This is a genomic window from Kitasatospora sp. NPDC087271, assembly GCF_044744605.1.
GTDB lineage: Bacteria > Actinomycetota > Actinomycetes > Streptomycetales > Streptomycetaceae > Kitasatospora.
The window spans coordinates 180,238-204,318 of record NZ_JBIUYQ010000014.1 but is presented as its reverse complement, the minus strand read 5'-3'; the positions used below and the strand labels follow the sequence as shown (position 1 = coordinate 204,318).

At 73.6% G+C, this 24,081-nt stretch carries 20 protein-coding genes; 7 read left to right on the top strand and 13 right to left on the bottom strand.

Annotated features, from left to right (window positions below):
• Positions 1–123: 123 nt before the first annotated feature.
• Together ACIO9K_RS23750 and ACIO9K_RS23745 are read right to left on the bottom strand one after the other, a co-directional pair.
• Positions 124–576 carry a GNAT family N-acetyltransferase gene (locus ACIO9K_RS23750; protein WP_363588566.1) on the bottom strand — a complete coding sequence of 151 codons (453 nt, stop codon included), beginning with the start codon at positions 574–576 and terminating at the stop codon, positions 124–126.
• 91 nt (positions 577–667) lie between these two features.
• The gene (locus tag ACIO9K_RS23745) at positions 668–1,459 is read right to left on the bottom strand and encodes a VOC family protein (RefSeq protein WP_363588568.1); all 792 of its coding nucleotides are present in this window, start codon (positions 1,457–1,459) and stop codon (positions 668–670) included.
• A gap of 221 nt (positions 1,460–1,680) precedes the next feature.
• On the opposite strand from ACIO9K_RS23745, the gene ACIO9K_RS23740 reads away from it, so the two are divergent.
• The 3 genes from ACIO9K_RS23740 to ACIO9K_RS23730 all read left to right on the top strand — a co-directional run bounded on the left by ACIO9K_RS23740 (position 1,681) and on the right by ACIO9K_RS23730 (position 6,686).
• Positions 1,681–3,915 (top strand): ATP-dependent RecD-like DNA helicase, encoded by a 2,235-nt coding sequence (locus ACIO9K_RS23740; RefSeq protein ID WP_363588570.1) that lies wholly within the window; start codon positions 1,681–1,683, stop codon positions 3,913–3,915.
• 225 nt (positions 3,916–4,140) lie between these two features.
• Positions 4,141–5,430: a citrate synthase gene (locus ACIO9K_RS23735; protein WP_363618835.1), complete on the top strand. Its 1,290-nt coding sequence runs from the start codon at positions 4,141–4,143 to the stop codon at positions 5,428–5,430.
• A 536-nt stretch (positions 5,431–5,966) separates the two neighbouring features.
• Positions 5,967–6,686 carry an SDR family oxidoreductase gene (locus tag ACIO9K_RS23730; RefSeq protein WP_363618834.1) on the top strand — a complete coding sequence of 240 codons (720 nt, stop codon included), beginning with the start codon at positions 5,967–5,969 and terminating at the stop codon, positions 6,684–6,686.
• Between the two features lie 71 nt (positions 6,687–6,757).
• Here the strand turns inward: ACIO9K_RS23730 and ACIO9K_RS23725 are convergent, their stop codons facing one another.
• The 3 genes from ACIO9K_RS23725 to ACIO9K_RS23715 form a co-directional block, all read right to left on the bottom strand.
• The gene (locus ACIO9K_RS23725) at positions 6,758–8,974 is read right to left on the bottom strand and encodes a heavy metal translocating P-type ATPase (RefSeq protein WP_400332773.1); all 2,217 of its coding nucleotides are present in this window, start codon (positions 8,972–8,974) and stop codon (positions 6,758–6,760) included.
• A 177-nt stretch (positions 8,975–9,151) separates the two neighbouring features.
• A complete protein-coding gene (locus tag ACIO9K_RS23720) occupies positions 9,152–9,481 on the bottom strand; it encodes a heavy-metal-associated domain-containing protein (protein ID WP_363588576.1) in 330 nt (109 codons plus the stop codon).
• Positions 9,482–9,519: 38 nt separating this feature from the next.
• Complete coding sequence (locus ACIO9K_RS23715; protein WP_363618832.1) at positions 9,520–10,458, bottom strand: PrsW family glutamic-type intramembrane protease; 939 nt, start codon at positions 10,456–10,458, stop codon at positions 9,520–9,522.
• A gap of 160 nt (positions 10,459–10,618) precedes the next feature.
• Here ACIO9K_RS23715 and ACIO9K_RS23710 point away from each other — a divergent pair, with 160 nt between their 5' ends.
• On the top strand, positions 10,619–11,791 hold the full coding sequence (locus tag ACIO9K_RS23710) for a PP2C family protein-serine/threonine phosphatase (protein ID WP_363618831.1): 1,173 nt from the start codon (positions 10,619–10,621) through the stop codon (positions 11,789–11,791).
• Positions 11,792–11,860: 69 nt separating this feature from the next.
• Here ACIO9K_RS23710 and dhaL read toward each other — a convergent pair whose 3' ends face one another.
• Together dhaL and dhaK are read right to left on the bottom strand one after the other, a co-directional pair.
• Positions 11,861–12,511 (bottom strand): dihydroxyacetone kinase subunit DhaL, encoded by a 651-nt coding sequence (dhaL, locus tag ACIO9K_RS23705; RefSeq protein WP_363588582.1) that lies wholly within the window; start codon positions 12,509–12,511, stop codon positions 11,861–11,863.
• Between the two features lie 13 nt (positions 12,512–12,524).
• The gene (dhaK, locus tag ACIO9K_RS23700; RefSeq protein WP_363588584.1) at positions 12,525–13,520 is read right to left on the bottom strand and encodes a dihydroxyacetone kinase subunit DhaK; all 996 of its coding nucleotides are present in this window, start codon (positions 13,518–13,520) and stop codon (positions 12,525–12,527) included.
• A 157-nt stretch (positions 13,521–13,677) separates the two neighbouring features.
• Here dhaK and dhaM point away from each other — a divergent pair, with 157 nt between their 5' ends.
• Complete coding sequence (dhaM, locus tag ACIO9K_RS23695; protein ID WP_363618830.1) at positions 13,678–14,070, top strand: dihydroxyacetone kinase phosphoryl donor subunit DhaM; 393 nt, start codon at positions 13,678–13,680, stop codon at positions 14,068–14,070.
• A gap of 138 nt (positions 14,071–14,208) precedes the next feature.
• On the opposite strand, the gene ACIO9K_RS23690 is transcribed toward dhaM, so the two are convergent.
• Positions 14,209–16,056 carry a bifunctional 3'-5' exonuclease/DNA polymerase gene (locus ACIO9K_RS23690; RefSeq protein ID WP_400332770.1) on the bottom strand — a complete coding sequence of 616 codons (1,848 nt, stop codon included), beginning with the start codon at positions 16,054–16,056 and terminating at the stop codon, positions 14,209–14,211.
• Between the two features lie 35 nt (positions 16,057–16,091).
• On the opposite strand from ACIO9K_RS23690, the gene ACIO9K_RS23685 reads away from it, so the two are divergent.
• On the top strand, positions 16,092–18,116 hold the full coding sequence (locus tag ACIO9K_RS23685; RefSeq protein WP_363618828.1) for a M3 family metallopeptidase: 2,025 nt from the start codon (positions 16,092–16,094) through the stop codon (positions 18,114–18,116).
• A 27-nt stretch (positions 18,117–18,143) separates the two neighbouring features.
• Here the strand turns inward: ACIO9K_RS23685 and ACIO9K_RS23680 are convergent, their stop codons facing one another.
• Positions 18,144–19,592: a cellulase family glycosylhydrolase gene (locus ACIO9K_RS23680; protein WP_400332751.1), complete on the bottom strand. Its 1,449-nt coding sequence runs from the start codon at positions 19,590–19,592 to the stop codon at positions 18,144–18,146.
• A gap of 85 nt (positions 19,593–19,677) precedes the next feature.
• Positions 19,678–20,310, bottom strand: coding sequence for a TetR/AcrR family transcriptional regulator (locus ACIO9K_RS23675; RefSeq protein WP_363618826.1), 633 nt, complete (start codon positions 20,308–20,310; stop codon positions 19,678–19,680).
• Between the two features lie 127 nt (positions 20,311–20,437).
• Here ACIO9K_RS23675 and ACIO9K_RS23670 point away from each other — a divergent pair, with 127 nt between their 5' ends.
• Positions 20,438–21,664, top strand: coding sequence for an acyl-CoA dehydrogenase family protein (locus ACIO9K_RS23670; RefSeq protein WP_363588595.1), 1,227 nt, complete (start codon positions 20,438–20,440; stop codon positions 21,662–21,664).
• A gap of 37 nt (positions 21,665–21,701) precedes the next feature.
• Here the strand turns inward: ACIO9K_RS23670 and ACIO9K_RS23665 are convergent, their stop codons facing one another.
• From ACIO9K_RS23665 to ACIO9K_RS23655, 3 genes are all read right to left on the bottom strand, one after another.
• The gene (locus ACIO9K_RS23665) at positions 21,702–22,304 is read right to left on the bottom strand and encodes a hypothetical protein (protein ID WP_063349403.1); all 603 of its coding nucleotides are present in this window, start codon (positions 22,302–22,304) and stop codon (positions 21,702–21,704) included.
• A 241-nt stretch (positions 22,305–22,545) separates the two neighbouring features.
• A complete protein-coding gene (locus tag ACIO9K_RS23660) occupies positions 22,546–23,355 on the bottom strand; it encodes an enoyl-CoA hydratase/isomerase family protein (RefSeq protein ID WP_400332746.1) in 810 nt (269 codons plus the stop codon).
• 35 nt (positions 23,356–23,390) lie between these two features.
• Positions 23,391–24,080, bottom strand: a complete 690-nt coding sequence (locus ACIO9K_RS23655) for a TetR/AcrR family transcriptional regulator (protein ID WP_400332743.1) — start codon at positions 24,078–24,080, stop codon at positions 23,391–23,393.
• Position 24,081 lies beyond the last annotated feature (1 nt).

Here is a 24,081-nt window from a genome sequence, read left to right as displayed (position 1 = left end):
GATGGTACTGCAGGGGGGACCCTGTGGGAGAGTAGGACGCCGCCGAACAATTATTCCGAAAAGACCCCCTCCCGTCCGGGAGGGGGTCTTTTTGCGTTTCCGCGGCTTTGGAACTTCAAGGCCTCAGAGCTGGAGCTTGAATCCGACGTGCGACGGGACGAAGCCGAGCTTCTCGTAGAAGCGGTGGGCGTCGGTGCGGGTCGCGTCGGAGGTGAGCTGGACGAGGTCGGCGCCGAGTTCGCGGGAACGCTCGATCGCCCACTGGATCAGTTCGGTGCCGAGGCCGCTGCCCCGCTCGTCGGCGTGGATGCGGACGGCCTCGATGACGGTCCGGGTGGAGCCCTTCCGGGAGATGCCGGGGATCACGGTCAGCTGCAGGGTGCCGACGGTCCGGCCGGCGCGCTCGGCGGCGACCAGGTGCTGGTGCGGGTCGCCGTCGACGCGGGCGAAGGCGGCACGGTACGGGGTGAGGTCGTCGGGGCTCTCGCGGGTGGCACCCAGGGCGTCGTCGGCGAGCATGGCCACTAGCGCCGGCAGGTCCTCTGCGGTGGCCCGGCGGATCGTCAGGTCAGTCATGATCAGAGGATAGGCGCGCCCTGTTTCCCCGCACCTCCGCCGCCACTGCCCGTAGAGCCCCCTCAGGCCCCTTCTCGGGGGTGATTTGCCGTCACTCCCCGGGCTTGGCACTGGTGATGACGGCGAAGACGGCGCCGTGCGGGTCGTGGAACTGGGCGAGGCGGCCCACGCCGTGGACGTCCATGGCGGGGATCCGCACGGTGGCCCCGAGCTTGTCGGCGATGGCGAGGCTGGCGTCCACGTTGGGAACCTCGAAGTAGGGGAGCCAGTGCGAGGTGGTGCCGCGGGCGGTCTGTTCGGGGCCGAGCTGCATGATGCCGCCGTGGGCGTCGTCGCTGCCGGCGCCGGCGGGGGTGAGGACGGTGTAGGAGGTGCCTTCGAGCGGCACGTCCTGTTCCTGCCAGCTGAAGACGGTCCGGTAGAAGGTCTTGGCGCGTTCGGCGTCGACGCTGTAGCACTCGGCCCAGCAGAGGCTGCCCTCCTCGTTGACGACCTCCAGGCCGTGGGTGTCGTGCGGCTGCCAGACGGCGAACTCGGCGCCGGTCGGGTCGGTGTAGCCGGCCATCCGGCCCGCGGTGAAGACGTCGAAGGGGGTGAACCGGACGTGCCCGCCGGCCTGTTCGACGAGTTCGGTGGTGCGGTCGGCGTCGAGGGTGGCGAAGTACAGCGTCCAGGCGGGCAGGGAGCCCTCCTCGGCGAGCGGCCCGAGGGCGGCGACCGTCCGGCCGTCGAGCTGGAAGAAGCCGTACCCGCCGGCTTCGGGGCCGGCCGGGTCGAAGGTCCAGCCGAACAGGGCGGTGTAGAAGTCGACGGAAGCCCGGGTGTCGGGACTGCCCAGGTCGAGCCAGTCGGGGGAGCCGGGGCGGAAGGAGGTGTTGAGCATGGGCACTGCTCCTCGGACGGGGCCCGTACGGGCGCGATCGTGCCCCCCTGCCCGTCCCAGCCTGGCACCTCGGCGGGGGCGCTGCACGGCGGGGCGCTGCTCGGCAGGGGCCCGGAGGCGGTCCCGCCGCGGGGGTGGTCCGGCGCGGGTGCGGGCTTGTCGTGGCCGGGCGGTACGGTGCGTAACGAAAGGTCCACCCGTACCGGTCGAAGGGGGTTCCGGTGGCCAGGCAGGCGCAGTCGGGGCAGGAGGCGCCGCGCCAGCTCGCGCAGGTCGAGGGCGTGCTGGAGCGGATCACGTACGCCAACGAGGACACCGGTTACACGGTGGCCCGGGTGGACACCGGTCGGGGCGGGAACGACCTGCTGACGGTGGTGGGCGCGCTGCTGGGAGCCCAGGTGGGGGAGTCGCTGCGGCTGCACGGGCGGTGGGGCTCGCATCCGCAGTACGGGCGGCAGTTCACGGTGGAGAACTACACGACGGTGCTGCCGGCGACGGTGCAGGGCATCCAGCGGTACCTGGGTTCGGGGCTGATCAAGGGGATCGGGCCGCGGTTCGCCGAGCGGATCGTGGAGCGCTTCGGGGTGGACACCCTGGAGGTGATCGAGAACGAGCCGGGCCGGCTGATCGAGGTGCCGGGGCTGGGGCCGAAGCGGACGAAGAAGATCGCGGCGGCCTGGGAGGAGCAGAAGGCCATCAAGGAGGTGATGGTCTTCCTCCAGGGGGTCGGGGTGTCGACCTCGCTCGCGGTGCGGATCTACAAGCAGTACGGCGACGCCTCGATCGGAGTGGTGAGGAACGAGCCGTACCGGCTGGCGTCGGACGTGTGGGGGATCGGCTTCCTGACGGCGGACCGGATCGCCCAGGCGGTGGGGATCCCGCACGACAGCCCGGAGCGGGTGAAGGCGGGCTTGCAGTACGCGCTGTCGCAGAGCAGCGACCAGGGGCACTGCTACCTGCCGGAGGAGCGGCTGATCGCGGACGGCGTGAAGCTGCTGCAGGTGGACGTGGGCCTGGTGATCGACTGCCTGGCGGAGCTGGTCGCGGCGGAGGGGGTGGTGCGGGAGTCGGTGCCGGGGGAGGCGGGCGAGGCGATCACCGCGGTGTACCTGGTGCCGTTCCACCGGGCGGAGATCTCGCTGGCCAACCAGCTGCTGCGGTTGCTGCGTTCGGATTCCGACCGGATGCCGTGGTTCGGCGGGGTGGACTGGCCGGTGGCGCTGGAGTGGCTGGCGAAGCGCACCGGGGCCGATCTCGCGCCGGAGCAGGAGCAAGCGGTGCGGCTGGCGCTGACCGAGCGGGTCGCGGTGCTGACGGGTGGTCCGGGCTGCGGCAAGTCGTTCACGGTGAAGTCGATCGTGACGCTGGCGCTGGCCAAGCGGGCGAAGGTGGTGCTGGCGGCGCCGACCGGGCGGGCGGCGAAGCGGCTGGCGGAGCTGACCGGGGCGGAGGCCTCGACGGTGCACCGGCTGCTGGAGCTGAAACCGGGCGGGGACGCCGCGTACGACCGGGACCGGCCGCTGGACGCTGATCTGGTGGTGGTGGACGAGGCCTCGATGCTGGATCTGATCCTGGCGAACAAGCTGGTCAAGGCGGTGCCGCCGGGGGCGCACCTGTTGTTCGTGGGGGACGTTGACCAGCTGCCGTCGGTGGGCGCCGGCGAGGTGTTGCGGGATCTGCTGGCGGAGGGCGGCCCGATCCCGTCGGTGCGGCTGACCAGGATCTTCCGGCAGGCCCAGCAGTCGGGGGTGGTGACGAACGCGCACCGGATCAACGAGGGGAGGCCGCCGCTGACGGACGGTCTGCCGGACTTCTTCCTGTTCGCGGAGGACGACGCGGAGCTGGCGGCCGGCCTGACGGTGGACGTGGTGGCGCGGCGGATCCCGCAGCGGTTCGGCTTCGACCCGCGGCGGGACGTCCAGGTGCTGGCGCCGATGCACCGGGGTCCGGCCGGGGCGGGGAACCTGAACACGCTGCTCCAGGGGGCGGTGACGCCGGCCCGGGAGGGGCTGGCGGAGCGGCGGTTCGGCGGGCGCACGTTCCGGGTGGGGGACAAGGTCACGCAGGTGCGCAACAACTACGACAAGGGGCGCAACGGGGTCTTCAACGGCACAGTGGGAGTGGTGACCGCCCTCAGCGTGGACGACCAGCGGTTGACGGTGCTCACCGACGAGGACGAGGAGGTGCCGTACGACTTCGACGAACTGGACGAGCTGGCCCACGCGTACGCGGTCACGATCCACCGCTCGCAGGGCAGCGAGTACCCGGTCGTGGTGATTCCGGTCACCATGTCCGCTTGGATGATGCTCCAGCGAAACCTGCTCTACACCGCTGTGACCAGGGCGAGGAAACTGGTGGTACTGGTGGGGTCACGGAAGGCGATCGCCCAGGCCGTGCGAACCGTCAGTGCAGGTCGACGGCATGCGGCGCTCGATCATCGACTGGCAACTGGATGATTATCCAACAGGATGGTTGCCTCTAATGTTCTCTTGACGTGAAGAGATTTACGGCAGAGCCTAGGGTGGTGCCGATCTTGTCCGGTTCGTACCGGCTGCGGCAGCAGGTTTTGTAGGGGCGGGCCCTTTCGGGCCACCCCGGGTGCGCGGCTGTCCTCCAGATGGGGGATGGTAGAGACAGTCAGGGCACCTTGGAAGAGGATTCATTTCGTCGGTGAGGAAGACGTGAGCGACAACTCGGTAGTACTGCGGTACCAGGACGGCGAGTACGAGTACCCCGTCGTCGAGAGCACTGCGGGCAACGCCGGCTTCGACATCTCGAAGCTGCTCCCGCAGACCGGCCTGGTCACCCTGGACAACGGCTTCGGTAACACCGCCGCGTACAAGTCCGCGATCACCTTCGTGGACGGTGACAACGGCATCCTGCGGTACCGCGGCTACCCGATCGAGCAGCTCGCAGGGCAGGGCGGCTTCATCGAGACCGCGTACCTCCTGATCAACGGTGAGCTGCCCAACGCGGACCAGCTGGCCGAGTTCAACCGCGAGATCACCCAGCACACCCTGCTGCACGAGGACGTCAAGCGCTTCTTCCAGGGCTTCCCGCGGGACGCCCACCCGATGGCCATGCTGTCCTCGGTGGTCGGCGCGCTCTCCACGTTCTACCCGGAGAGCCACAACCCGTTCGACGCCGGCCAGCGCCACCTGTCGACCGTCCGCCTGCTCGCCAAGCTGCCGACGATCGCCGCCTACGCGTACAAGAAGGCGATGGGCCAGCCCTTCGTCTACCCGCGCAACGACCTGAGCTACGTCGAGAACCTCCTGCGGATGACCTTCGCCGTCCCCGCCGAGGACTACGAGCTCAACCCGGTGATCGTCAACGCCCTGGACAAGCTGCTCATCCTGCACGCGGACCACGAGCAGAACTGCTCGACCTCCACCGTGCGCCTGGTCGGCTCCAGCCACGCCAACCTGTTCGCCTCGATCTCGGCGGGCATCTCGGCGCTCTGGGGCCCGCTGCACGGCGGCGCCAACCAGGCCGTGCTGGAGATGCTGGAGAGCATCCAGAAGGACGGCGGCGACGTCGACGCGTTCATCACGAAGGTGAAGAACAAGGAAGCCGGCGTCAAGCTGATGGGCTTCGGCCACCGCGTCTACAAGGCCTTCGACCCGCGCGCCGCGCAGGTCAAGCTGCTCGCGCACGAGGTCCTCGGCCAGCTCGGCAAGAACGACGAGCTGCTGAACATCGCGCTCAAGCTGGAGGAGCACGCCCTCAAGGACGACTTCTTCGTCTCGCGCAAGCTCTACCCGAACGTGGACTTCTACACCGGCCTGATCTACCGCGCCATGGGCTTCCCGACCAGCATGTTCACCGTGCTGTTCGCCCTCGGCCGGCTGCCGGGCTGGATCGCCCACTGGCACGAGATGATCAACGACCCGACCAGCCGGATCGGCCGTCCGCGCCAGATCTACACCGGCGTCGAGATCCGCGACTACGTCGCCCTCGGCGACCGCTGACGCTGCACCCGGAAGGGCCCGGTCGCCAGATGGCGGCCGGGCCCTTCCGCGTCCCCGTGCGGTGGGCCCGGGTGGGCGCCCGCGCGGGGACGGAACCGTACGGCGCACGACTCCGGGGCCGGGCCGAAGCCGGGGACGGCCGCTCAAAGCGTCCCTGACCCGCCGCAACCCCGGCGTCGTGCGCGAAGGCCGTCAAGGTCGACGACCGTCCCGGGGCCCGCCGGAGCCCCGTCGGCGGCAGTCGGTGGAAGCGCGGGGACGCATTGCCGTTCGTCGCGTCTCCGCCCATCGGAAAACTGCCGCACTACCAACCTAAGACGTATCAGGGTGCGAGAAGTTACGCCCGGGGGGTGTGAGCTGCCTCTCGCCACGCTCCGTGTGCACGTCGTGCCGAGCCCATATCACACGTTCCCGCGCGCGCGACGTCACCCTCCCCGCAGTCACGGCAACCGAGCGTGATAGGAATCGTGGCATTCCGGTACGGACCGTCCCGCACCCTCGCAGCGTGGCGGCGGAGCTGGGGAGGGAGTGCGCAGATGGCCAGGAACGTCGTTGTCACCGGCGGTGGCACGGGAATCGGGTACGAAGTCGCGCGGCGGTTCGCCGAGGCGGGCGAACGGGTCGTGATCGTGGGCCGCCGCCGCGCGGTCCTGGAGAAGGCCGCGGCGGACCTCGGGCCGAACGTCACCCCGCTGGTGTGCGATCTCGCCGACCCCGATGCCGTCGAGGCCGCGCTCGCCGAACTGCCCGATCGGATCGACGTCCTGGTCAACAACGCCGGCAGCCGGGAGACCGTGATCGGTGCCGGGCCGCACGCCCTGCTGGCCCGCTGGCGCGGCGACTTCGAGCGCAACGTGCTGACCGTGGTGCTGCTCACCGAGTCGATCCGGGACCGGCTCACCCCCGGCGCCGGCCGGGTGGTCACCATCAGCTCGATCGCCGCCCTGCGCGGGGCCGGCTCGTTCGGCGCGGCGAAGGCCTCGCTGCACGCCTGGAACCACTTCCTGGCCGCCCAGTTGGGCACCTCCGGGATCACCGCCAACATCGTCGCGCCCGGGACGGTGGCCGGCACCGAGTTCTTCGGCCCCCGGCTGGACGAGGCCGAGGTCTCCCGCCGGGCGGCCCGCACCCTGCTGGGCCGGATCGGGGAGACCGGTGAGGTCGCGGCCGCGGTCTACTTCCTGGCCTCGCCCGAGGCCGGGTTCATCACCGGCGAGATCCTGCACTGCAACGGCGGCGAGCTGCTCGGGCGCTGACGCGTCGGCGCGTTGGCGCTGGGAAGGGCCCGGACCGGGCGGTCCGGGCCCTTCCGCGTCGCGTGGGCGGGTCAGGCGGGCTGGAAGCGGCGCAGGCGCAGGCTGTTGGTGACCACGAAGACCGAGGAGAAGGCCATCGCGGCACCGGCGATCATCGGGTTGAGCAGCCCGGCGGCGGCCAGCGGGATCGCTGCCACGTTGTAGCCGAAGGCCCAGCACAGGTTGCCCTTGATGGTGCCGAGCGTGCGGCGGGAGAGCCGGATGGCGTCGGCCGCCGAGCGCAGGTCGCCGCGGACCAGGGTGAGGTCGCCGGCCTCGATCGCGGCGTCGGTGCCGGTGCCCATCGCCAGGCCCAGGTCGGCCTGGGCGAGGGCGGCCGCGTCGTTGACGCCGTCGCCGACCATCGCCACGACCCTGCCCTCGGCCTGGAGCCGCTTGACGGTGGCGACCTTGTCCTGCGGCATGACCTCGGCGATGACGTGCTCCGGGGCGATGCCGACCTCGGCGGCGACGGCCTCGGCGACCGCCCGGTTGTCGCCGGTCAGCAGCACCGGACGCAGGCCCAGCGCGCGCAGCCGGGCGATCGCCTCGGCGCTGGTCGGCCTGACCGCGTCCGCGACCTCCAGGACGGCCCGGGCCTCGCCGTCCCAGCCCACCGCGATCGCGGTCCGCCCGGCCGCCTCGGCCGCGGCCTTGGCGCGGGCCAGGACGGGCGGCAGGTGCTGGGCCCGGTCGGCGAGCAGGGCCTCGCGCCCGGCCACCACCGCCCGGCCCTCGACGACGCCCTGCACGCCCCTCCCGGGGAGGTTGCGGAAGTCCTCGACCGGCGGCAGCGCGCCGGTCCGCTCCGCGGCGGCGGTGGCGATGGCTGCGGCGATCGGGTGTTCGGAGGCGTGCTCCAGGGCGCCGGCCAGGCGCAGTGCCTCGGTCTCGCCGACGCCCTCGGCGGTGTGCACCGCGAGCAGGGTCATCCGGCCGGTGGTGACGGTGCCGGTCTTGTCCAGGACGACGGTGTCGACCTTGCGGGTGGTCTCCAGCACTTCGGGGCCCTTGATCAGGATGCCCAGCTGGGCGCCGCGGCCGGTGCCGACCATGAGCGCGGTCGGGGTGGCCAGGCCCAGGGCGCACGGGCAGGCGATGATCAGCACGGCCACGGCGGCGGTGAACGCCTCGGTGGGGCTGTCGGAGGCCAGGAGCCAGCCGACCAGGGTGGCGAGCGCGAGCAGGATGACGACCGGGACGAAGACGGCGGAGATCCGGTCGGCGAGGCGCTGGGCGGCGGCCTTGCCGTTCTGGGCCTCTTCGACCAGTCGGGCCATCCGGGACAGCTGGGTGTCCGCGCCGATCCGGGTGGCCTCGACGACCAGCCGGCCGCCGGCGTTGACGGTGGCGCCGGTGACCTGGTCGCCGACGGAGACCTCGACCGGTACGGATTCGCCGGTGAGCATCGAGGCGTCCACCGCCGATCCGCCCTCGACCACCGTGCCGTCGGTGGCGATCTTCTCGCCCGGCCGGACCACGAACCGGTCGCCCACGGCCAGGCCGCCGACCGGGATCCGGACCTCGGCCCCGCCGCGCAGCACGGTGACGTCCTTGGCGCCGAGGTCGAGCAGGGCGTGCAGGGCGGCCCCGGCCCGGCGCTTGGAGCGGGCCTCCAGGTGGCGGCCGAGCAGGATCAGCACGGTGACGGCGGCGGCCGTCTCCAGGTAGAGGGTGGACGAGGCGTCGGTGTCGCCGATCGCCAGTGAGAAGTCGTGGTGCATGCCGGGCAGGCCCGCGTGGCCCCAGAACAGTGCCCAGAAGGACCAGCCGAAGGCGGCCAGGGTGCCGAGCGAGACCAGGGTGTCCATGGTCGCGGCGCCGTGCTTGAGGTTGGTCCAGGCGGCGCGGTGGAACGGCAGGCCGCCGTAGACCACGACCGGGCCGGTGAGGGCGAAGGCGAGCCACTGCCAGTTGGCGAACTGGAGGGCCGGGATCATCGACAGCATGACCACCGGGACGCTGAGGACGGCGCTGATCAGCAGCCGGTCGTACAGCGGGTCGGCGGTGTCGGTACCGGCACCGCTACTGGCGTCGGCGTCGGCGCCGGTCGGGAGGGCGGGGGCCGGGGGCGGCGGGAGCTCGGCGGTGTAGCCGGTGCGCTCGACGGTGGCGATCAGGTCCTCGACCGTCACCCCGGGGCCGTAGTCGACCCGGGCCTTCTCGGTGGCGAGGTTGACGGTGGCTTCGACGCCGTCCATCCGGTTGAGCTTCTTCTCGATCCGGGTCGCGCAGGAGGCGCAGGTCATGCCGCCGATCGACAGCTCGACCCGGTCCCGGACCCCGGGGGTGCCCTGGACGCCGGGGGCGGTGGTGACCAGTTCGCTTCGCTCGCTCATGCGGATCGGCTCCTCGGCAGCTCCTCGGTGGGGGTGTACGGCGGGGTCCGCTGCCCGGGCCCCGCCGTACCGGGTGTGCAGGGAGGCCTAGGCGCTGCGGCCGACCAGTTCGTAGCCGGCCTCGTCGACGGCGCTGCGGACCTGGTCGTCGTCCAGCGGGGCGAGGGAGGAGACCGTCACGGTGCCGGCCTTGGAGTCGGCGGCGACCTCGGTGACGCCGGTGAGGGCGGAGAGTTCCTCGCTGATCGCCTTCTCGCAGTGGCCGCAGCTCATGCCGGTCACGGTGTAGGTGGTGGTGCTGGACATCCGGGCCTCCGGGAGGTGTGGCGCCCCGGGCGTCGGCCCGGGCTCTACTCTGACAACACCATACCCCTCAGGGGTATTTCCGGGAGGGGCGGGTGAAGTGGCGCGCGTCACGGACGCGTGCGCCGGTCGAGCGTATGCGCCGGACCGCCTCAGGCCGGGGAGGCCGGGAGCTGGGCCGGGATCGGCGCGCGCTCGCGCCGGATCAGCAGCCGCAGCCAGAGCAGCCCGCCCAAGGAGACCACGAGCAGCCCGGCCGTGTCGTAGAGGGTGTACAGGTGCACCTGCTCGCTGGTGGGATCGGGCATGTGGCCGAGCTCGAACAGCGCGTGCTGCCAGGAGCTCGCGGTGGTCTTGGCGACCAGCCAGACGGCGATGCCGCTCGTGCTGTCCCAGAGCGCGTGCAGCAGCGATACGCCCAGGTAGGTGACGACGACCGGGGTGGTGAAGCGGAAGCGCCCGCCGCGGCGCTCGCTGAACAGCACCCCGCCGATGATCGCCGTCCACAGGATGTGGCCGACCGGCGCGAGCACCCCGCGCAGGATCTCCGTCTCGACCAGGTCCTCGAGCGAGAGTCCCTGGATGCTCAGCACGGCGTTGAACGCGTACCCGGCGCTCTCGAACGCGGCGAACCCCGCGCCGACGGTGGCGCCGAGCACCAGCCCGTGCCGCAGCCCGCTGACCCGCAGCCGGCGGCTCACCATGACCAGGGCGGCCAGCTTGGCCGCCTCCTCGATCAGGCCGACGGTGACGTACATCCAGGCCGAGGGCGAGACCAGGTAGCTCTCCAGCACCGAGGCGCCCAGGACGCCGATGATGCCGCCGATGCCGAAGCAGGCGAAGAGCCGGTCCGGGCCGAGGTCGCCGGCGTAGTGCTCGTAGGCCCAGATCACCAGGGTGGCCGGGACCAGGAAGCTGCCGAGCAGCACGATCGTCGGGACGAGGTTGCTGTTCCCGGTGAGGAACGTGACGACGACGGTGGCGCCCCAGAGCAGCAGGCCGACGGCGAAGACCTTCAGCCAGTGGTCGGACGTGGCCGTCGTGCGGGCCGGGGCGTCGGAGATGCGGGGGGTGTTGCGGTAGCCGGACACCGGACGGGGCCTCCTCGGGGTAGCCGCTTTGGTCGAACTGTATGACAAATAGGGCATTTGGGGGCGATCGGGGCGCTCGTGCGGCGGGTCGGCGGACGCGGTGGACGGACACGCGGTAGGCGGGCGGGTGGGCGCCGCGAACGTCCCTTATGTTCGGTATGTGTTCCCGACCCGCCGTGCCCAGTCCCCCTCGGCCCCCAGCGCCGCCGGGCTGCCGCCGGACCGGCGGCGCGGCGCCCTGCTGGCCGCCGACCTCCAGGACGTGCCGTTCTGGCGGCGCGCCAGCCCGGCGCTGCTCGCCGTGCTCCTGGTCGCACTCGCTGACCTCCTCTCCGGCAAGGACCGCTACCTGGCACCGCTGATGACCGTCGTCCCGGCCGCCGCCGCGCTCACCCTCAGACCGGGCGAACTGCTCGCCGTCTGCGCGCTCGGTCTGCTCGCGGTCTTCGGGCTCAGCCACTACGACCAGGTCGACAACATCAACGACGCACGCTTCCTTTACGGTGCGATGGTCAGCTACGCCGTGCTGACGGTCTTCTCCGCCTGGGTCGCCAAGATCCGGATGCGGCGCGCGGCGGCCTTCGCGGCCGTCAGCTCCGTCGCCGAGGCCGCCCAGCGGGCCCTGCTGCAGCTGCCCGGGCCGGCCGTCGGGCCGCTGCGGCTGGCCGTCCGGTACGTGTCGGCGGCCGACGCCTCACGGATCGGCGGGGACCTGTACTCGGTGCTGGAGACGCCGCACGGCACCCGGGTCGCGGTCGGGGACGTCCGGGGCAAGGGGCTCTCCGCCGTGCAGACCGCGGCCGTGGTGCTGGGCGCGTTCCGGGAGGCCGCGTACGACGAGGCCGGGCTGCGGGGCGTCGCGGCGCGGATCGAGGCCAGCGTCGAGCGGCACGTCCCGGACGGGGAGTTCACCACCGCGCTGTTCGCGGAGTTCCGCACGCCCGGGGTGATGGAACTGCTGCAGTACGGGCACGTTCCGCCGATCCGCGTCGACGGCGACGGGCGGGCGCACGTGCTGGACGCCCCCGACCCCTGGGTGCCGCTCGGCCTCGGACGGCTGGCGGCCGGCGAACCGGCCAGCTGGGACCAGCCGTTCGGGGCGGAGGACGTCCTGGTGCTCTGCACGGACGGGGTGGTCGAGGCGCGGCACCGCAAGAGCGGGGAGTTCTACCCGCTGGCGGAGCGGGTCGGGCCGCTGGTGCGGGGCGCCACGCGGTCGGAAGGGGATCTGGAGGCGGCGGTGGGGCGGGTGTACGCGGACCTGCTCGCGCACACGGGCGGGGAACTGCGGGACGACGCCCTGCTGCTGCTGATCGCCAGGACGGACGGCTGACGGCCGGATGGCTGAGGGCCGGAGGACTCTCTCCTCGCGCGGGCGCCCGCGCGAGGAGTAGAGGGTCTCTCAGGACGCGGTGACGTCGGCGAGGGCGCGGAAGAGCAGGGCGGTGGAGGTGGCGCCCGGGTCCTGGTGGCCGATGCTGCGCTCGCCGAGGTAGGAGGCGCGGCCCTTGCGGGCCTGGAGGGGGACGGTGTCGCGGGCGCCCTGGTCGGCGGCGTCGGCGGCCGCCGACGCCGCCTCGGGGAGGGCGGCCCCGGCGCCGGCCGCGGCGCGGAAGGCGGCGACGGCCGGGGTGTAGGCGTCGACGATGGTCTTGTCCCCGGGCACGGCCTTGCCGAGGGCGCGGACGGCGTCCAGGCCGGCCGCCAGTGCCTCGGCGACGGCGGCCGGGCCGACGGGGTCGGCGGAGCCGGGCGGGGCGGGATCGGGCAGGGCGGCGCCGATGGCGCGGAAGGCCTTGCCGTAGAGCGGGCCGGAGGCGCCGCCGACCTTGGAGATCAGCGTGCTGCCCACCTTGGTGAGCACGGCGCCCGGGCCGGCCGGCTGGAGGCCGTCGAGGGCTGCCAGGGCGGCGGAGAAGCCGCGCCGGAGGTTGCTGCCGTGGTCGCCGTCGCCGATCGCCGAGTCCAGCTCGGTGAGCCGGTCCTGCTCCTTCTCGACGGCCGCGGCGATCGCGCGGACCCAGGCCTCGGCGAGGGGGGTGTCGAATTCCATGACGTCTCCCGGCTCAGGCCCGCTTGAGGGCGGGGGTGTCGACGGGCGCGTCCCACAGCTCCAGCAGCTGCGGGTCGACCTTGGTGAGGGTGAGCGAGAAGCCCGCCATGTCCAGGCTGGTGACGTAGTTGCCGACCAGGCTGCGGGCCACCGTGATGCCGCGCTCGGCGAGCCGGGCGGCGACCTCGCCGTAGGCGATGTACAGCTCCAGCAGGGGGGTCGCGCCGAGGCCGTTGAGCAGGGCGATCACCTCGTCACCCGGGGCCAGGTGGTGGTCGGCGAGGACGGTGTCGACCACCTCGGCGGCCAGCGCGCGGGCCGGGCGCAGCTTCTCGCGGCGGCGGCCGGGCTCGCCGTGGATGCCGACGCCAACCTCGATCTCGTCCTCGGGCAGGTCGAAGCCGGGCTTGCCGGCGGCCGGGGTGGTGGCCGCGGTGAGTGCGATGGCGAAGGAGCGGGAGGCGGCGTTGACCCGCTCGCCCAGGGCGGCCACCTCGTCGAGCGGGGCGCCGCGTTCGGCCAGCGCCCCGGTGGCCTTCTCGACCAGGACGGTCGCCCCGGTGCCGCGGCGGCCGGCCGTCCAGGTGGAGTCCTCGACCGCGACGTCGTCATCGATCAGGACGGTGCGGACCGCCAGGCCCTCCTCGGCGGCGAGTTCGGCGGCGAGCTCGAAGTTCATCACGTCGCCGGTGTAGTTCTTCACGATGAAGACGACGCCGGCGCCGCTCTCCACGGCCTTGGCGGCGGCCAGCATCTGGTCCGGTACCGGGGAGGTGAAGACCTCGCCGGGACAGGCGGCGTCCAGCATGCCGGGGCCGACGAAGCCGCCGTGCAGCGGTTCGTGGCCGGAGCCGCCGCCGGAGATCACCGCGACCTTGGGCCCGGCCGGGCGGGTGGCCCGGGTGATCACCCGGTTGGGGATGTCCACCGTCAGCTCGGGGTGGGCGGCGGCCACTCCGGCCAACGCGTCCTCCAGGACGCTCTCCGGGGTGTTGATCAGCTTCTTCAACGCTCTTCGCTCCCTTGTGCGGGTCGTCGGCCGTGGACGCTGCTGCCCCGACGCTACGCCAGACGGGGGCGGCGGGCACGGGGTGCGACACGCGGGATTCGAGTCACTCTCCCGGAGTAGCGGCGTCGGCCGCGGGGTCGGTCGTAGGGTCGGTCGCATGAGCGAACACGTGGGTATCGTCCTGGTCTCGCACAGCGCCCGACTGGCCGCCGGGCTGCGCGAGCTGCTCTCCGAACTCGCCTCGGGCGGCGTGCGGGTGGTGTGCGCGGCGGGGACGGAGGACGGCGGGCTCGGCACCAGCTACGACCTGATCGCGCGGGCCGTCGCCGAGGCGGACGGCGGGGCGGGCGTGGTCGTGCTGCCGGACCTCGGCAGCTCGGTGCTCACCGCCGTCACGGTGCTGGAGGACGAGCCGCGCCCGGGCGTGCGGCTGGTGGACGCGCCGTTCGTGGAGGGCGCGGTGGCGGCCGCCGTCACCGCCTCGACCGGGGCGGCGCTGGCGGAGGTGGTCGCGGCGGCCGAGGAGGCCCGCTCGTTCCGGAAGCTGTGAGGCCGCAGCTGTGAGGCCGTCGTGGTGAAGCCGTTGTGGTGAGGCGGTCGTGGCGAGGCGGTCGTGGTGAGGTCGTCGTGGTGTGGCCGCGGTCGTGAAGGCCGCAGCGGTGATGCCGCGGCCGTGACGCCGGGGCGGCTACTTGGCGTCGGCGTAGCAGTCCACCACCGCCGTGGTGAGCGGGAAGCGGACCGGGGTGTCGCCGAACACCAGGCGGCGGGCCTCGTCGGCCGCCTCGGCGACCGCGGCGGCCACCTCGTCGGCGAGGTTGGCCGGGGTGTGCACGATCACCTCGTCGTGCTGGAAGAACACCAGGTGCGGGCGCTCCGCCGGGCCGGCCACCGGAAGCTCGCCCAGTCGGCGGCGCAGGGCGGCGAGCAGGGCGAGCGCCCAGTCGGCGGCGCTGGCCTGGATGACGAAGTTGCGGGTGAAGCGGCCGCGGGCGCGGGCCTGCCGGCCGCCGGCCTCGCCGGCCGTGTCGGGGGACTCGGTGAGGTCGAGGAACTCGGCGGAGGCGGGCGGGCAGACCCGGCCCAGCCGGGAGGCGACCACCCCGCCGTCCTCGCCGGTGCGGGCGGCGGCCTCGACGTAGCCCATCGCGGCGGGGTAGCGGTGGCGCAGGGTGTTCAGCAGCGGGCCGATGTCGCCGCTGGTCTGCCCGTACATGGCGCCGAGCAGGCCGAGCTTGGCCTTGTCGCGGTCGCCCTGGAAGGCGTTGGCGGCCAGCGCCTCGTACAGGTCGCCGCCGGCGGCGGTGCGGGCCAGCCCGGCGTCCTGGGAGAGGGCGGCGAGCACCCGGGGCTCCAGTTGGGCGGCGTCGGCGACGACCAGCAGCCAGCCCGGGTCGGCGACGACGGCGCGGCGCAGGATGCGCGGGATCTGCAGCGCGCCGCCGCCGCGGCTGGCCCAGCGCCCGGAGACCACGCCGCCGACCACGTACTCGGGCCGGAACCGGCCGCCGCGGGCCCAGGCGTCCTGCCAGGCCCAGCCGTGCGCGGCATGGATGCGGGACAGCTCCTTGTAACGGATCAGCAGCGCGGCGGCCGGGTGGGTGACGCCCTTGAGCTCCCAGGAGCGGGTGGAGCCGAGCTGGATGCCGTTCTCGGCGAAGGCGCGCAGCACCTGGGTGTGCGAGTCGGGGTTGAACGGGCGCCCGCCGAGGGCCTGTTGGAGTTCGGCGGCGAGGTCGGCGAGCAGTCTCGGCTGGGCGCCGGGGACGGTCGGGCGGGGGCCGAGGAGTTCGGTGAGCAGCTGGTCGTGGACGTCGGCGCGCCAGGGCAGCCCGTCGTGCGCCATCTCGGCGGCGACCAGCGCGCCGGCGGACTCGGCGGCGACCAGCAGCCGGAACCGGTGCCGGGCGGCCGGGTCGGCGATCGCGGCGATCCGGCGCTGCTGCTCGGCGTGGACGGCGACGACGGCGGTCAGCGGGTCCGCGCCGGGCGGCAGTTGCAGCCGGTCGGGCGCGAACAGGGTGTCCTGCCCGTCGTCGGCCTCGGCGGAGCCGGGCTCGGGCAGGTCGTCCGGGACGGGCAGGCCGCGCAGCCGGGACCAGGCGGCGCCGAGCGAGCGCGGCGCGCCGAACCGGCCCTCGTGCGCCAGCAGCAGGGCCTCGACCAGGCGCAGGTCGTGGCAGCGGGCGAGCCGGTCGGGCAGCCGGGGCAGCAGCGGCGCGTAGGCGCTGTCGGTGGCGGCCCACACCCAGCGGGGCCCCGGCGCACCGCTTCCGGCGGCCTCCCGGGCGGCGACGGCGGCGGCGAAGTCGGGGACCTTCTCGGGCGGGCCGAGCGGGGTGCCGGCGTCGTCGAGCGGCTGGAGCCGGCCGCCGGGGCCGTGCGGGTCGGGGGCGAGGGCCGTCCTGGGTGCCACGGGGGCGTCTCCTCTCCGGCGCGCTGTTCCGGCGTGCGGGTACGGGCACGGGTGTGCGGTCGTTCGGGTGTCCGGGCTCGACGTTAACGGGTGGGTACGACAACGGGGGCGGGGGCGCATAGGCAGGGTGGGTGACACGGCGTAGGGTCGGCGAAATGACCGAGAACCCGTTCTTCAAGCCCAGCCCCCTGGTCTACGAACTGCCGCCCTTCGCCGAGATCCGGCCGGAGCACTTCCTGCCCGCGTACGAGCGCGGGATGGCGGAGCAGCTGGCCGAGATCGCGGCGATCACCGCGGATCCGCGGCCGCCGACGCCGGACAACACCCTGGTCGCCCTGGAGCGTTCCGGGGAGCTGCTGCGCCGGGTGGACGCGGTGTTCCGCAACCAGTCGGCCTCGGACACCAGCGAGCTGGTCGACGAGGTGGAGACCGCGGTGAGCCCGCTGCTGGCCGCGCACCACGACGCGATCCACCTGGACCGCGCCCTGTTCGCGCGGATCGAGGAGCTGTACGGGCGCCGCGCCGAGCTGGGTCTGGACCCGGAGTCGCTGCGGCTGCTGGAGACCCGGCACACCCGTTTCGTCCGCTCCGGCGCCCGGCTGGGCGAGGCCGAGCAAGCCCGGCTGCGCGAGCTGAACGCCGAACTCGCCGCGCTCGGCACGACGTTCCAGCAGAACGTGAACGCCGCCACCAAGGCCGCCGCGCTGGTCGTGGACGCGGCCGAGGAACTGGACGGGCTGTCCGCGGACGAGGTCGCCGCCGCTGCGGAGAACGCCCGGGTGCTCGGGTACGAGGGCCGGTTCGCGCTGTCCCTGAAGAGCACCTCCGGCCAGCCCGAACTGGCCCGGCTGACCGACCGGTCGGTGCGCGAGCGGCTGCTGGCGGCCTCGCTCGACCGGGGCCTGGCGGCCAACGGCCCGCTGGCGATCAGGATGGCCGGGCTGCGCGCCGAGCGGGCCGCGCTGCTGGGGCACCCGAGCCACGCCGCGTACGTGGTGGAGGACGAGACCGCGGGCACGGTGGAGGCGGTGTCCGGGCTGCTGGCCCGGCTGGTGGGTCCGGCGGTGGCCAATGCCCGCCGGGAGGCCGCCGAGCTGGCCAAGCTGGCGGCGGCGGACGGGATCGAGGAGATCGCCGCGCACGACTGGGCGTACTACTCGGAGAAGGTCCGGCAGAGCTCCTACCAGGTGGACGCGGCGGTGCTGCGCCCGTACTTCGAGCTGGAGCGGGTGCTCCGGGACGGCGTGTTCTTCGCGGCGGGGCTGGCGTACGGGCTGACCTTCACCGAGCGGCCCGACCTGACGGCCCACCACCCGGACGCGCGGGTCTTCGAGGTGTTCGAGGAGGACGGCGGTTCGCTGGGCCTGTTCATCGGCGACTTCCACGCCCGGGCGTCCAAGCGCGGCGGTGCCTGGATGGACGAGCTGGTGAGCCAGTCGGGGCTGACCGGTCGGCGGCCGGTGGTGCTCAACAACCTGAACATCGCCCGCCCGGCGCCGGGCGAGCCGGTGCTGCTGGCCTGGGACGAGGTGCGCACGCTCTTCCACGAGTTCGGGCACGCGCTGCACGGGCTGTTCTCGGACGTGCGGTACCCGCTGTTCGCGGGCACCTCGGTGCCCCGGGACTTCGTCGAGTTCCCCTCGCAGGTCAACGAGATGTGGATGGTCCGGCCGGAGGTGCTGGCCAACTACGCGCGCCACCACGTGACCGGGGAGCCGCTGCCGGCCGATCTGGTCGAGCGGATGGTGGCGGCCGAGGGCTTCGGGGAGGGCTTCCGGACGGTGGAGTACCTCGCGGCGACGCTGCTGGACTGGGCCTGGCACACCGTGCCGCAGGGCCGGGAGATCGCGGACGCCGAGGAGTTCGAGGCACGGGCGCTGGCGGAGGCCGGGATCGCGGTGCCGGCGATCCCGCCGCGCTACCGGACGGCGTACTTCCAGCACGTCTTCGCCAGCGGCTACAGCGCCGGGTACTACGCGTACATCTGGTCGGAGGTGCTGGACGCCGACACCGTGCAGTGGTTCGAGGGCAACGGGCGCGCGGTGCGGGAGAGCGGCGAGCTGTTCCGGCGCGAGCTGCTGGCGCGCGGCTACGGCCGGGACCCGCTGGAGTCCTTCCGCGCGGTGGTCGGCCGGGCGCCGGAGACCGGTCCGCTGCTGGCGCGGCGGGGCCTGCTCTAGCCGCCTCCCGGGCGGCCCCGGCGGCGGTCAGCGCGGTGTGACCGTGACCGTCACCGGGGTGCCCGGGCGGGCGTGCGGGAGGCGGATCCGGACGGTGCCGGCCCGCCCGCCGGCCGGCTGCTCGACGTCGACGCGGGCGGCGGCGGGGGTGACGGTCACCTCGGCGCCGTGCGGGAACGCCGCCGGGGGCAGGACGAGTTCGCTGCCGTGCCGGGTGCCGTCGGCGCTCCAGCGGACGGTGGCGGCGTCGGTGCGCACGTCCGTCCCGGCGACGGCCGCCGGGTACGGACCGAAGGCGGGCTCGTCGCCGGGGGCGGGGCGCCCGGCCGGGTCGAGCGCGCAGTAGCCGCCGGTGCCGCGGCACCAGTACCACATGGTCCAGCCCTCGGCGAAGCCGTCCATCGCGGCGACCTGCCGGCGGACCAGCAGGGTGTTGCCCGGCCTGCGGGAGTCGGGCGGGCCCCATTCGCCGACCAGGACGGGCAGGCGGTGGGCGGCGGGGTAGGCGGTGACGGCGGCGGTGTAGCGCTCGACGAAGCCGTCGGCCGGGTCCCAGTCGGCGCCGTTCTCGACCGCGGTGTCGTAGAAGTGCGGTGCGTAGCCGAGCCGGGGCGGGCCGGGGCGCGGGTCGTCGAAGCCGGGCAGCCGGGTGGGCACGCCCTGGCCGACCAGGACGGTGGGTTCGACGAGCAGCCAGGCGCGATGGTCGACCCGGCGCACGGCGGCGATCAGGCGGCGGTACATGTCGGCGAGCCGGCCCTGTTCGAGGGCGGCGGAGGCGGCGGCGAGCACGGCCGGGTCGCTCGGGTCGCCGTCCACCGGGCCGAACGGCTCGTTGAACAGGTCGTAGCCCAGCAGCGAGCGGTGGCCGCGCAGTTCGAGGGCGAGCCGGGTGTAGAAGTCGGCCTGCCAGGCGCGCAGGTCGGGGTCGTCGTAGAGGTGGCGGAAGGCGGCCTGGACGGCGGGCTGGAAGTAGCCGGCGAACCAGTCGTTCGGGTCGGGGGTGAACGGCAGGCCGTCGTCCCGGGTGGCCCAGGGCGGGATGCCGCGGTCGCCGCCGCCGAACGCCGGCCCGTAGACGTCCTGGTGCAGGTCGACCAGGGCGAGCAGGCCGTACCGGTCGGCCCAGCCGAGGAGTTGGCGCAGCCGGTGCAGTTCGGCCGGGTCGAGGCGGCCGCGGACGGGCTCCAGCCTGTTCCAGGAGACCGCCACCCGGATCAGGGTGAAGCCCTGTGCGGCCAGGGACTTGAGGTCGGCCTCGGTGGTCTCGGCGTACTTGTCGAGGTTGAAGCCGCGCAGTTGGAGGCGGCGGCCCTGGGCGTCGGTGAAGGCGGTGCGGCCGTCGGGGCCGGTGGCCGTCGCGGTGGGGAACCGCGCGGGCGGGCCGGTGTGCGCGGCGGCGGGGGTGGCGGGGGCCGCGGTGAGGGTCGTGGTGGCGGCGAGCAGCAGGGTGGCGGCGGTGCGGCGCAGGTGCATCGGGACCTCGTACGGCGCGGGGGTGGGGGCCCGATGATGCCCGCGGTGCCGCGTGTCGCACAAGGGCCTTGCGCGGAAGGGGAGTTCAGTCGGCGTCCGGGGTCGGGGCCGGGGTCGGGGCCGGGGTGGCGGGGGTGGGCAGGTCCGCGGCGGCGGCCAGGCGGCCCCAGAGCAGGTCGGCGAGCGCCTGCACCATGCGGGTGCGCGAGCAGGGTCTGGTCTCCAGCCACCAGTCGCCGGCCGCCAGCACCATGCCGGTGATGCCCCGGCCCCAGGCCTCGGCGAGCAGCTCGCGGTCCGCGCCGAGGTCGACCTGGCTCTGCACGGCCCGGGTGATCTCCGCGGCGATCTGGCGCAGCGCGGGGGCGAGCGCGGTGCCGGCGCCGCTCGGGTCGCCCGGTTCGGGGTGGGTGAGCAGCCGGTAGACCTGCGGGCGGGCCTCGATCCCGGCCAGGTAGGTGTCCAGGACGTGTTCGACCCGGTCGCGGCGCTCCAGCGGTGCGGCGAGGGCGGCCCGGACGGCGGCCAGCAGGCCGCCGGTGTGGCGCTCGGTGAGGGCTGTGATCAGGCCGTTCCGGTCGCCGAAGTGGCGGTAGAGGATCGGTTTGGTGATGCCGGCCTCGGCGGCGATGGCGTTCATGCTGGCGGTCGGGCCGTCCCGCTGGATGACCCGGTCGGCGGCGTTGAGCAGCTGCTCGCGGCGGGGCTCTCGGGACATGTGCTGCTCCTCGGGGTCGGGGTCTGACCGGGCGTTGACACCAGTTACCAATCAGTAGCAGACTCCGACGATGTTACCCGAGGTAACCCCCCTGGTCGGCCGTACCCCTTCTTCGGAGGCAAGCACCATGAGCAGCACGTTCTCGCTGGACCCGGGCGCGGACCAGCTCGCCGTACGCGACTGGCTGCACGGCTTCGCCGCCGACGTCGTCCGCCCCGCCGCGGCCGAGTGGGACGAGCGCGAGGAGACCCCCTGGCCGATCATCCAGGAGGCCGCCAAGCTGGGCATCTACTCGCTGGACTTCTACGCCCAGCAGTACTTCGACCCCTCCGGCGTCGGCATCCCGATCGCCATGGAGGAGCTGTTCTGGGGCGACGCGGGCATCGGGCTGTCCATCGTCGGCACCACGCTGGCCGCCGTCGCGGTGCTCGCCAACGGCACCGACGAGCAGATCGGCACCTGGACCCCGCAGATGTTCGGCACCCCGGACGACCTCAAGGTGGCCGCGTTCTGCTCCTCCGAGCCCGACGCCGGCTCCGACGTCTCCGCGCTGCGCACCCGGGCGGTGTACGACGGGGCCAAGGACGAGTGGGTGCTCAACGGCACCAAGACCTGGGCCACCAACGGCGGCATCGCCGCCGTCCACGTCGTCGTCGCCACCGTCGACCCGGAGCTGGGGGCGAAGGGCCAGGCCTCCTTCGTCGTCCCGCCGGGCACCCCCGGACTGAGCCAGGGCCAGAAGTTCAAGAAGCACGGCATCCGCGCCTCGCACACCGCCGAGGTGGTGCTGGACGACGTCCGGGTGCCCGGCAGCTGCCTGCTCGGCGGCAAGGAGAAGCTGGACGAGCGGCTGGCCCGGGCCCGCGAGGGGGTCAAGCGCCCGGGGGGCAGGGGCAACGCGGCGATGGCCACCTTCGAGGCCTCCCGGCCGGCCGTCGGCGCGCAGGCGATCGGCATCGCCCGGGCCGCGTACGAGGTGGCGCTGGACTACGCGAGGACCCGCGAGCAGTTCGGCCGCCCGATCATCGACAACCAGGGCGTGGCCTTCCAGCTCGCCGACATGAAGACCCGGATCGACGCCTCCCGCCTGCTGGTGTGGCGGGCCTCCTGGATGGCGGCCAACAACCAGCCGTTCACCGCGGCCGAGGGCTCGATGTCCAAGCTGTACGCGGGCGAGACGGCCAAGTGGGTCACCGCGCAGGCGATGCAGATCCTCGGCGGCAACGGCTTCACCCGGGAGTACCCGGTGGAGCGGATGCACCGGGACAGCGCGATCTACTCGATCTTCGAGGGGACCAGCGAGATCCAGCGGCTGGTGATCGCGCGGGCGATCTCGGGGATGCCGATCCGCTGAGCCCGCTGGGTCCGTCGAGCCTGCTGAGCCCGTCGGGCTACCGGGCCGCCCAGAAGGCGAGTCCGGCGGTGAGCGCGCCCACCGCCGCGCCGACGATGGTCTGCGCGGTGGTGTGGTCCCGCAGCACCACCCGGGACCAGCCGATCGCCGCGACCAGCGGGGCGAGCAGCAGCCACAGCGGGCCGAGCGCGATCCCGAGGCAGACCACCGCGCCGGCGGCGACGGCGGTGTGCACGGAGACCTTCCACCAGACGGTGATCACCAGGATCGGGACCAGCGAGGCGAACATCGCCAGCACCATCGCGGTCAGGTCGGCCGGGGCGTCCAGCCAGAGCATCACGGCGAAGCTGGTCGCGACCGAGCCCATGATGAACGGGATGACGGTCAGCCGGCGCTGCCGATGGCCGACGTGGCGGTCCTCCAGGGTGCCCTTGCGGATGCCGCGCTGGATGAACATGGTCGGGATGACGGCCGCGAACAGGGCCGCGAAGGCCGCCCAGCCGAGGCCCGTCCAGCCGTAGCGGATGACGCCCATCAGCGGGAGCATCGCGATGATGACGTTCTTCGGCTCGACGCCGTCGGTGACCCGGCGGGCCCAGATCGTCCGGCTGGTGGGGGCGGTCGTGGCCTCGGTGGTCATCGGGGTGTGTGCTCCGGGTGCGCAAAGGGGTCGGCGTGAAGGGGCGGTGCGAGGGATCGGCGTGACGGGTCGGCGTGACGGGGGCGTCAGGGCGGGGGTGTCGGGACGGCCCGGCACCGATCGGATGATCGTACGCGAGCCCGTCCTCGCGGCCGGTGCCCGGACCCGGGGCCCGGTCCCGGTCGGAGTCGACGTCCGGTCCCGGTCGGAGCCGACGTCCGGACCCGGCGCCCGGCCCCGGTCAGAACCGCGCCGGGCGGCCCTCCAGGAAAGCGGCCAGCCCCTCGGACACGTCCGAGGTCTCCCGGGAACGGCGCTCCCAGGGCGCCAGCGCCTGTGCCGCCCGCTCCGCCGGGACGGCCAGCGCGGCCTTCACCGCGCCGATGGTCTGGGCCGAGCGCCGGGTCAGCAGACGGGCGAACTCCAGTGCCGCGGCGTCCAGTTCGGCGCCCGGCAGGACGCGCTCCGCCAGGCCCAGCGGCAGCGCGTCGCGGCCCGTCACCAACTCGCCGGAGAACAGCAGGTACTTGGCGCGGGCCGGGCCGACCAGCCGGGCCAGCCGTACGGTCGGCACCGCCGGGTAGACCACGCCGAGCTTGGCCGGGGTGATCCCCAGCCGGGCGTCCTCGGCGACGAACCGCAGGTCGCACGCGACGGCCAGCTGGCAGCCGCCGCCCACGCAGGCGCCCTGCACCACGGCGACGGTCGGATGCGGGAAGGCCGCCAGCGCCTCCTCGGCGGCGACGTTGACCGCGTGGTAGGCGTCCGCGCGCTCCGGATCGCCGTACACCTCGGCGAGTTCGGCGATGTCCGCGCCCGCGCTGAAGGTGCCGCCGGCGCCGGTGACCAGCAGGGCGCGCACCCCCGGCCGCTCGGCGAGGCGCAGCAGCACCTTCGGCAGCGCCTGCCAGATCTCCAGGGTCACCGCGTTGCGCCGGTGCGGTCGGGCGAACTCCAGGACGGCGACGCCGTCCTCGCCGACGTACGCGTGCAGGCCCTCGGCGTGGGCTGGCAGGGCGGAGCGGTCCCGCGTGAGCAGCGGCTGGTCCATGCGCACCTCCGGGCGGTCGTGGTGCGCCCACTCTCTCAGGAGGCGACGGCGCAGTAGTCTCCGAGGCCGCCCTCGACCAGGGCGAAGGCGCGCGCGGCCCGGTCGAGGGCGGCGGGCAGGGCGGCCGCGGCGCGTTCGCCGGTCAGCATCCGGCGCTGGTTCTCGGTGGTCAGGGCCAGTCGGGCGGCGAGCAGTTGGGCGGCGGCGATCTGTGCGGTGAGCTCGTCGTGGGCCGGGTCCTGGGCGAGGAGTTCGGTGGTCAGCAGGCCCTGCGCGTGCCGGCCGAAGCCGGCGGTGGCGCGCATCGCCAGGGCCGGTGTGCGGTGGATCAGCCGGACCACGTCGAGCACGAGCGGTTCGTCGCTCAACCCGGTGGCCGGGTCGTGCTGCTCCAGCGCGGCGAGGTACTGCTCGCGCAGCGCCGCCACCGCCGAGGCGCCGGGGGCGCGTTCGCGGACCACCCGGGCCGGCTCGTCGAGGTGCTGCTCCATGGGGGCCATGACCAGGTCTTCCTTGGTGGGGAAGTAGTTGAAGACGGTCATCTTGGACACCTCGGCGGCGGCCGCGATCTCGGCCACCGAGACCTGGTCGAAGTCCCGCTCGGCGAACAGCCCGATGGCGGTGCGCCAGATCCGGATGCCGGTCTGGATCTTCTTGCGCTCGCGCAGCGGAAGGGCGTCGAGGTCGCGGTCGTCGTCGGGGCTGAAGCCGGTGTGCGTCACCATG

What these genes read in the sequence shown, in the direction of transcription:
- ACIO9K_RS23690 (WP_400332770.1), bottom strand. Translation starts at nt 16,056, where the DNA reads ATGCGCCCCCGCCCCCGTTGTCGTACCCACCCGTTAACGTCGAGCCCG.
- ACIO9K_RS23675 (WP_363618826.1), bottom strand. Translation starts at nt 20,310, where the DNA reads ATGTCCCGAGAGCCCCGCCGCGAGCAGCTGCTCAACGCCGCCGACCGG.
- ACIO9K_RS23660 (WP_400332746.1), bottom strand. Translation starts at nt 23,355, where the DNA reads ATGGACCAGCCGCTGCTCACGCGGGACCGCTCCGCCCTGCCAGCCCAC.
- ACIO9K_RS23730 (WP_363618834.1), top strand. Translation starts at nt 5,967, where the DNA reads ATGGCCAGGAACGTCGTTGTCACCGGCGGTGGCACGGGAATCGGGTAC.
- ACIO9K_RS23670 (WP_363588595.1), top strand. Translation starts at nt 20,438, where the DNA reads ATGAGCAGCACGTTCTCGCTGGACCCGGGCGCGGACCAGCTCGCCGTA.
- ACIO9K_RS23750 (WP_363588566.1), bottom strand. Translation starts at nt 576, where the DNA reads ATGACTGACCTGACGATCCGCCGGGCCACCGCAGAGGACCTGCCGGCG.
- ACIO9K_RS23655 (WP_400332743.1), bottom strand. Translation starts at nt 24,080, where the DNA reads ATGGTGACGCACACCGGCTTCAGCCCCGACGACGACCGCGACCTCGAC.
- ACIO9K_RS23685 (WP_363618828.1), top strand. Translation starts at nt 16,092, where the DNA reads ATGACCGAGAACCCGTTCTTCAAGCCCAGCCCCCTGGTCTACGAACTG.
- ACIO9K_RS23745 (WP_363588568.1), bottom strand. Translation starts at nt 1,459, where the DNA reads ATGCTCAACACCTCCTTCCGCCCCGGCTCCCCCGACTGGCTCGACCTG.
- ACIO9K_RS23725 (WP_400332773.1), bottom strand. Translation starts at nt 8,974, where the DNA reads ATGACCTGCGCCTCCTGCGCGACCCGGATCGAGAAGAAGCTCAACCGG.
- dhaM (WP_363618830.1), top strand. Translation starts at nt 13,678, where the DNA reads ATGAGCGAACACGTGGGTATCGTCCTGGTCTCGCACAGCGCCCGACTG.
- dhaL (WP_363588582.1), bottom strand. Translation starts at nt 12,511, where the DNA reads ATGGAATTCGACACCCCCCTCGCCGAGGCCTGGGTCCGCGCGATCGCC.
- ACIO9K_RS23665 (WP_063349403.1), bottom strand. Translation starts at nt 22,304, where the DNA reads ATGACCACCGAGGCCACGACCGCCCCCACCAGCCGGACGATCTGGGCC.
- ACIO9K_RS23680 (WP_400332751.1), bottom strand. Translation starts at nt 19,592, where the DNA reads ATGCACCTGCGCCGCACCGCCGCCACCCTGCTGCTCGCCGCCACCACG.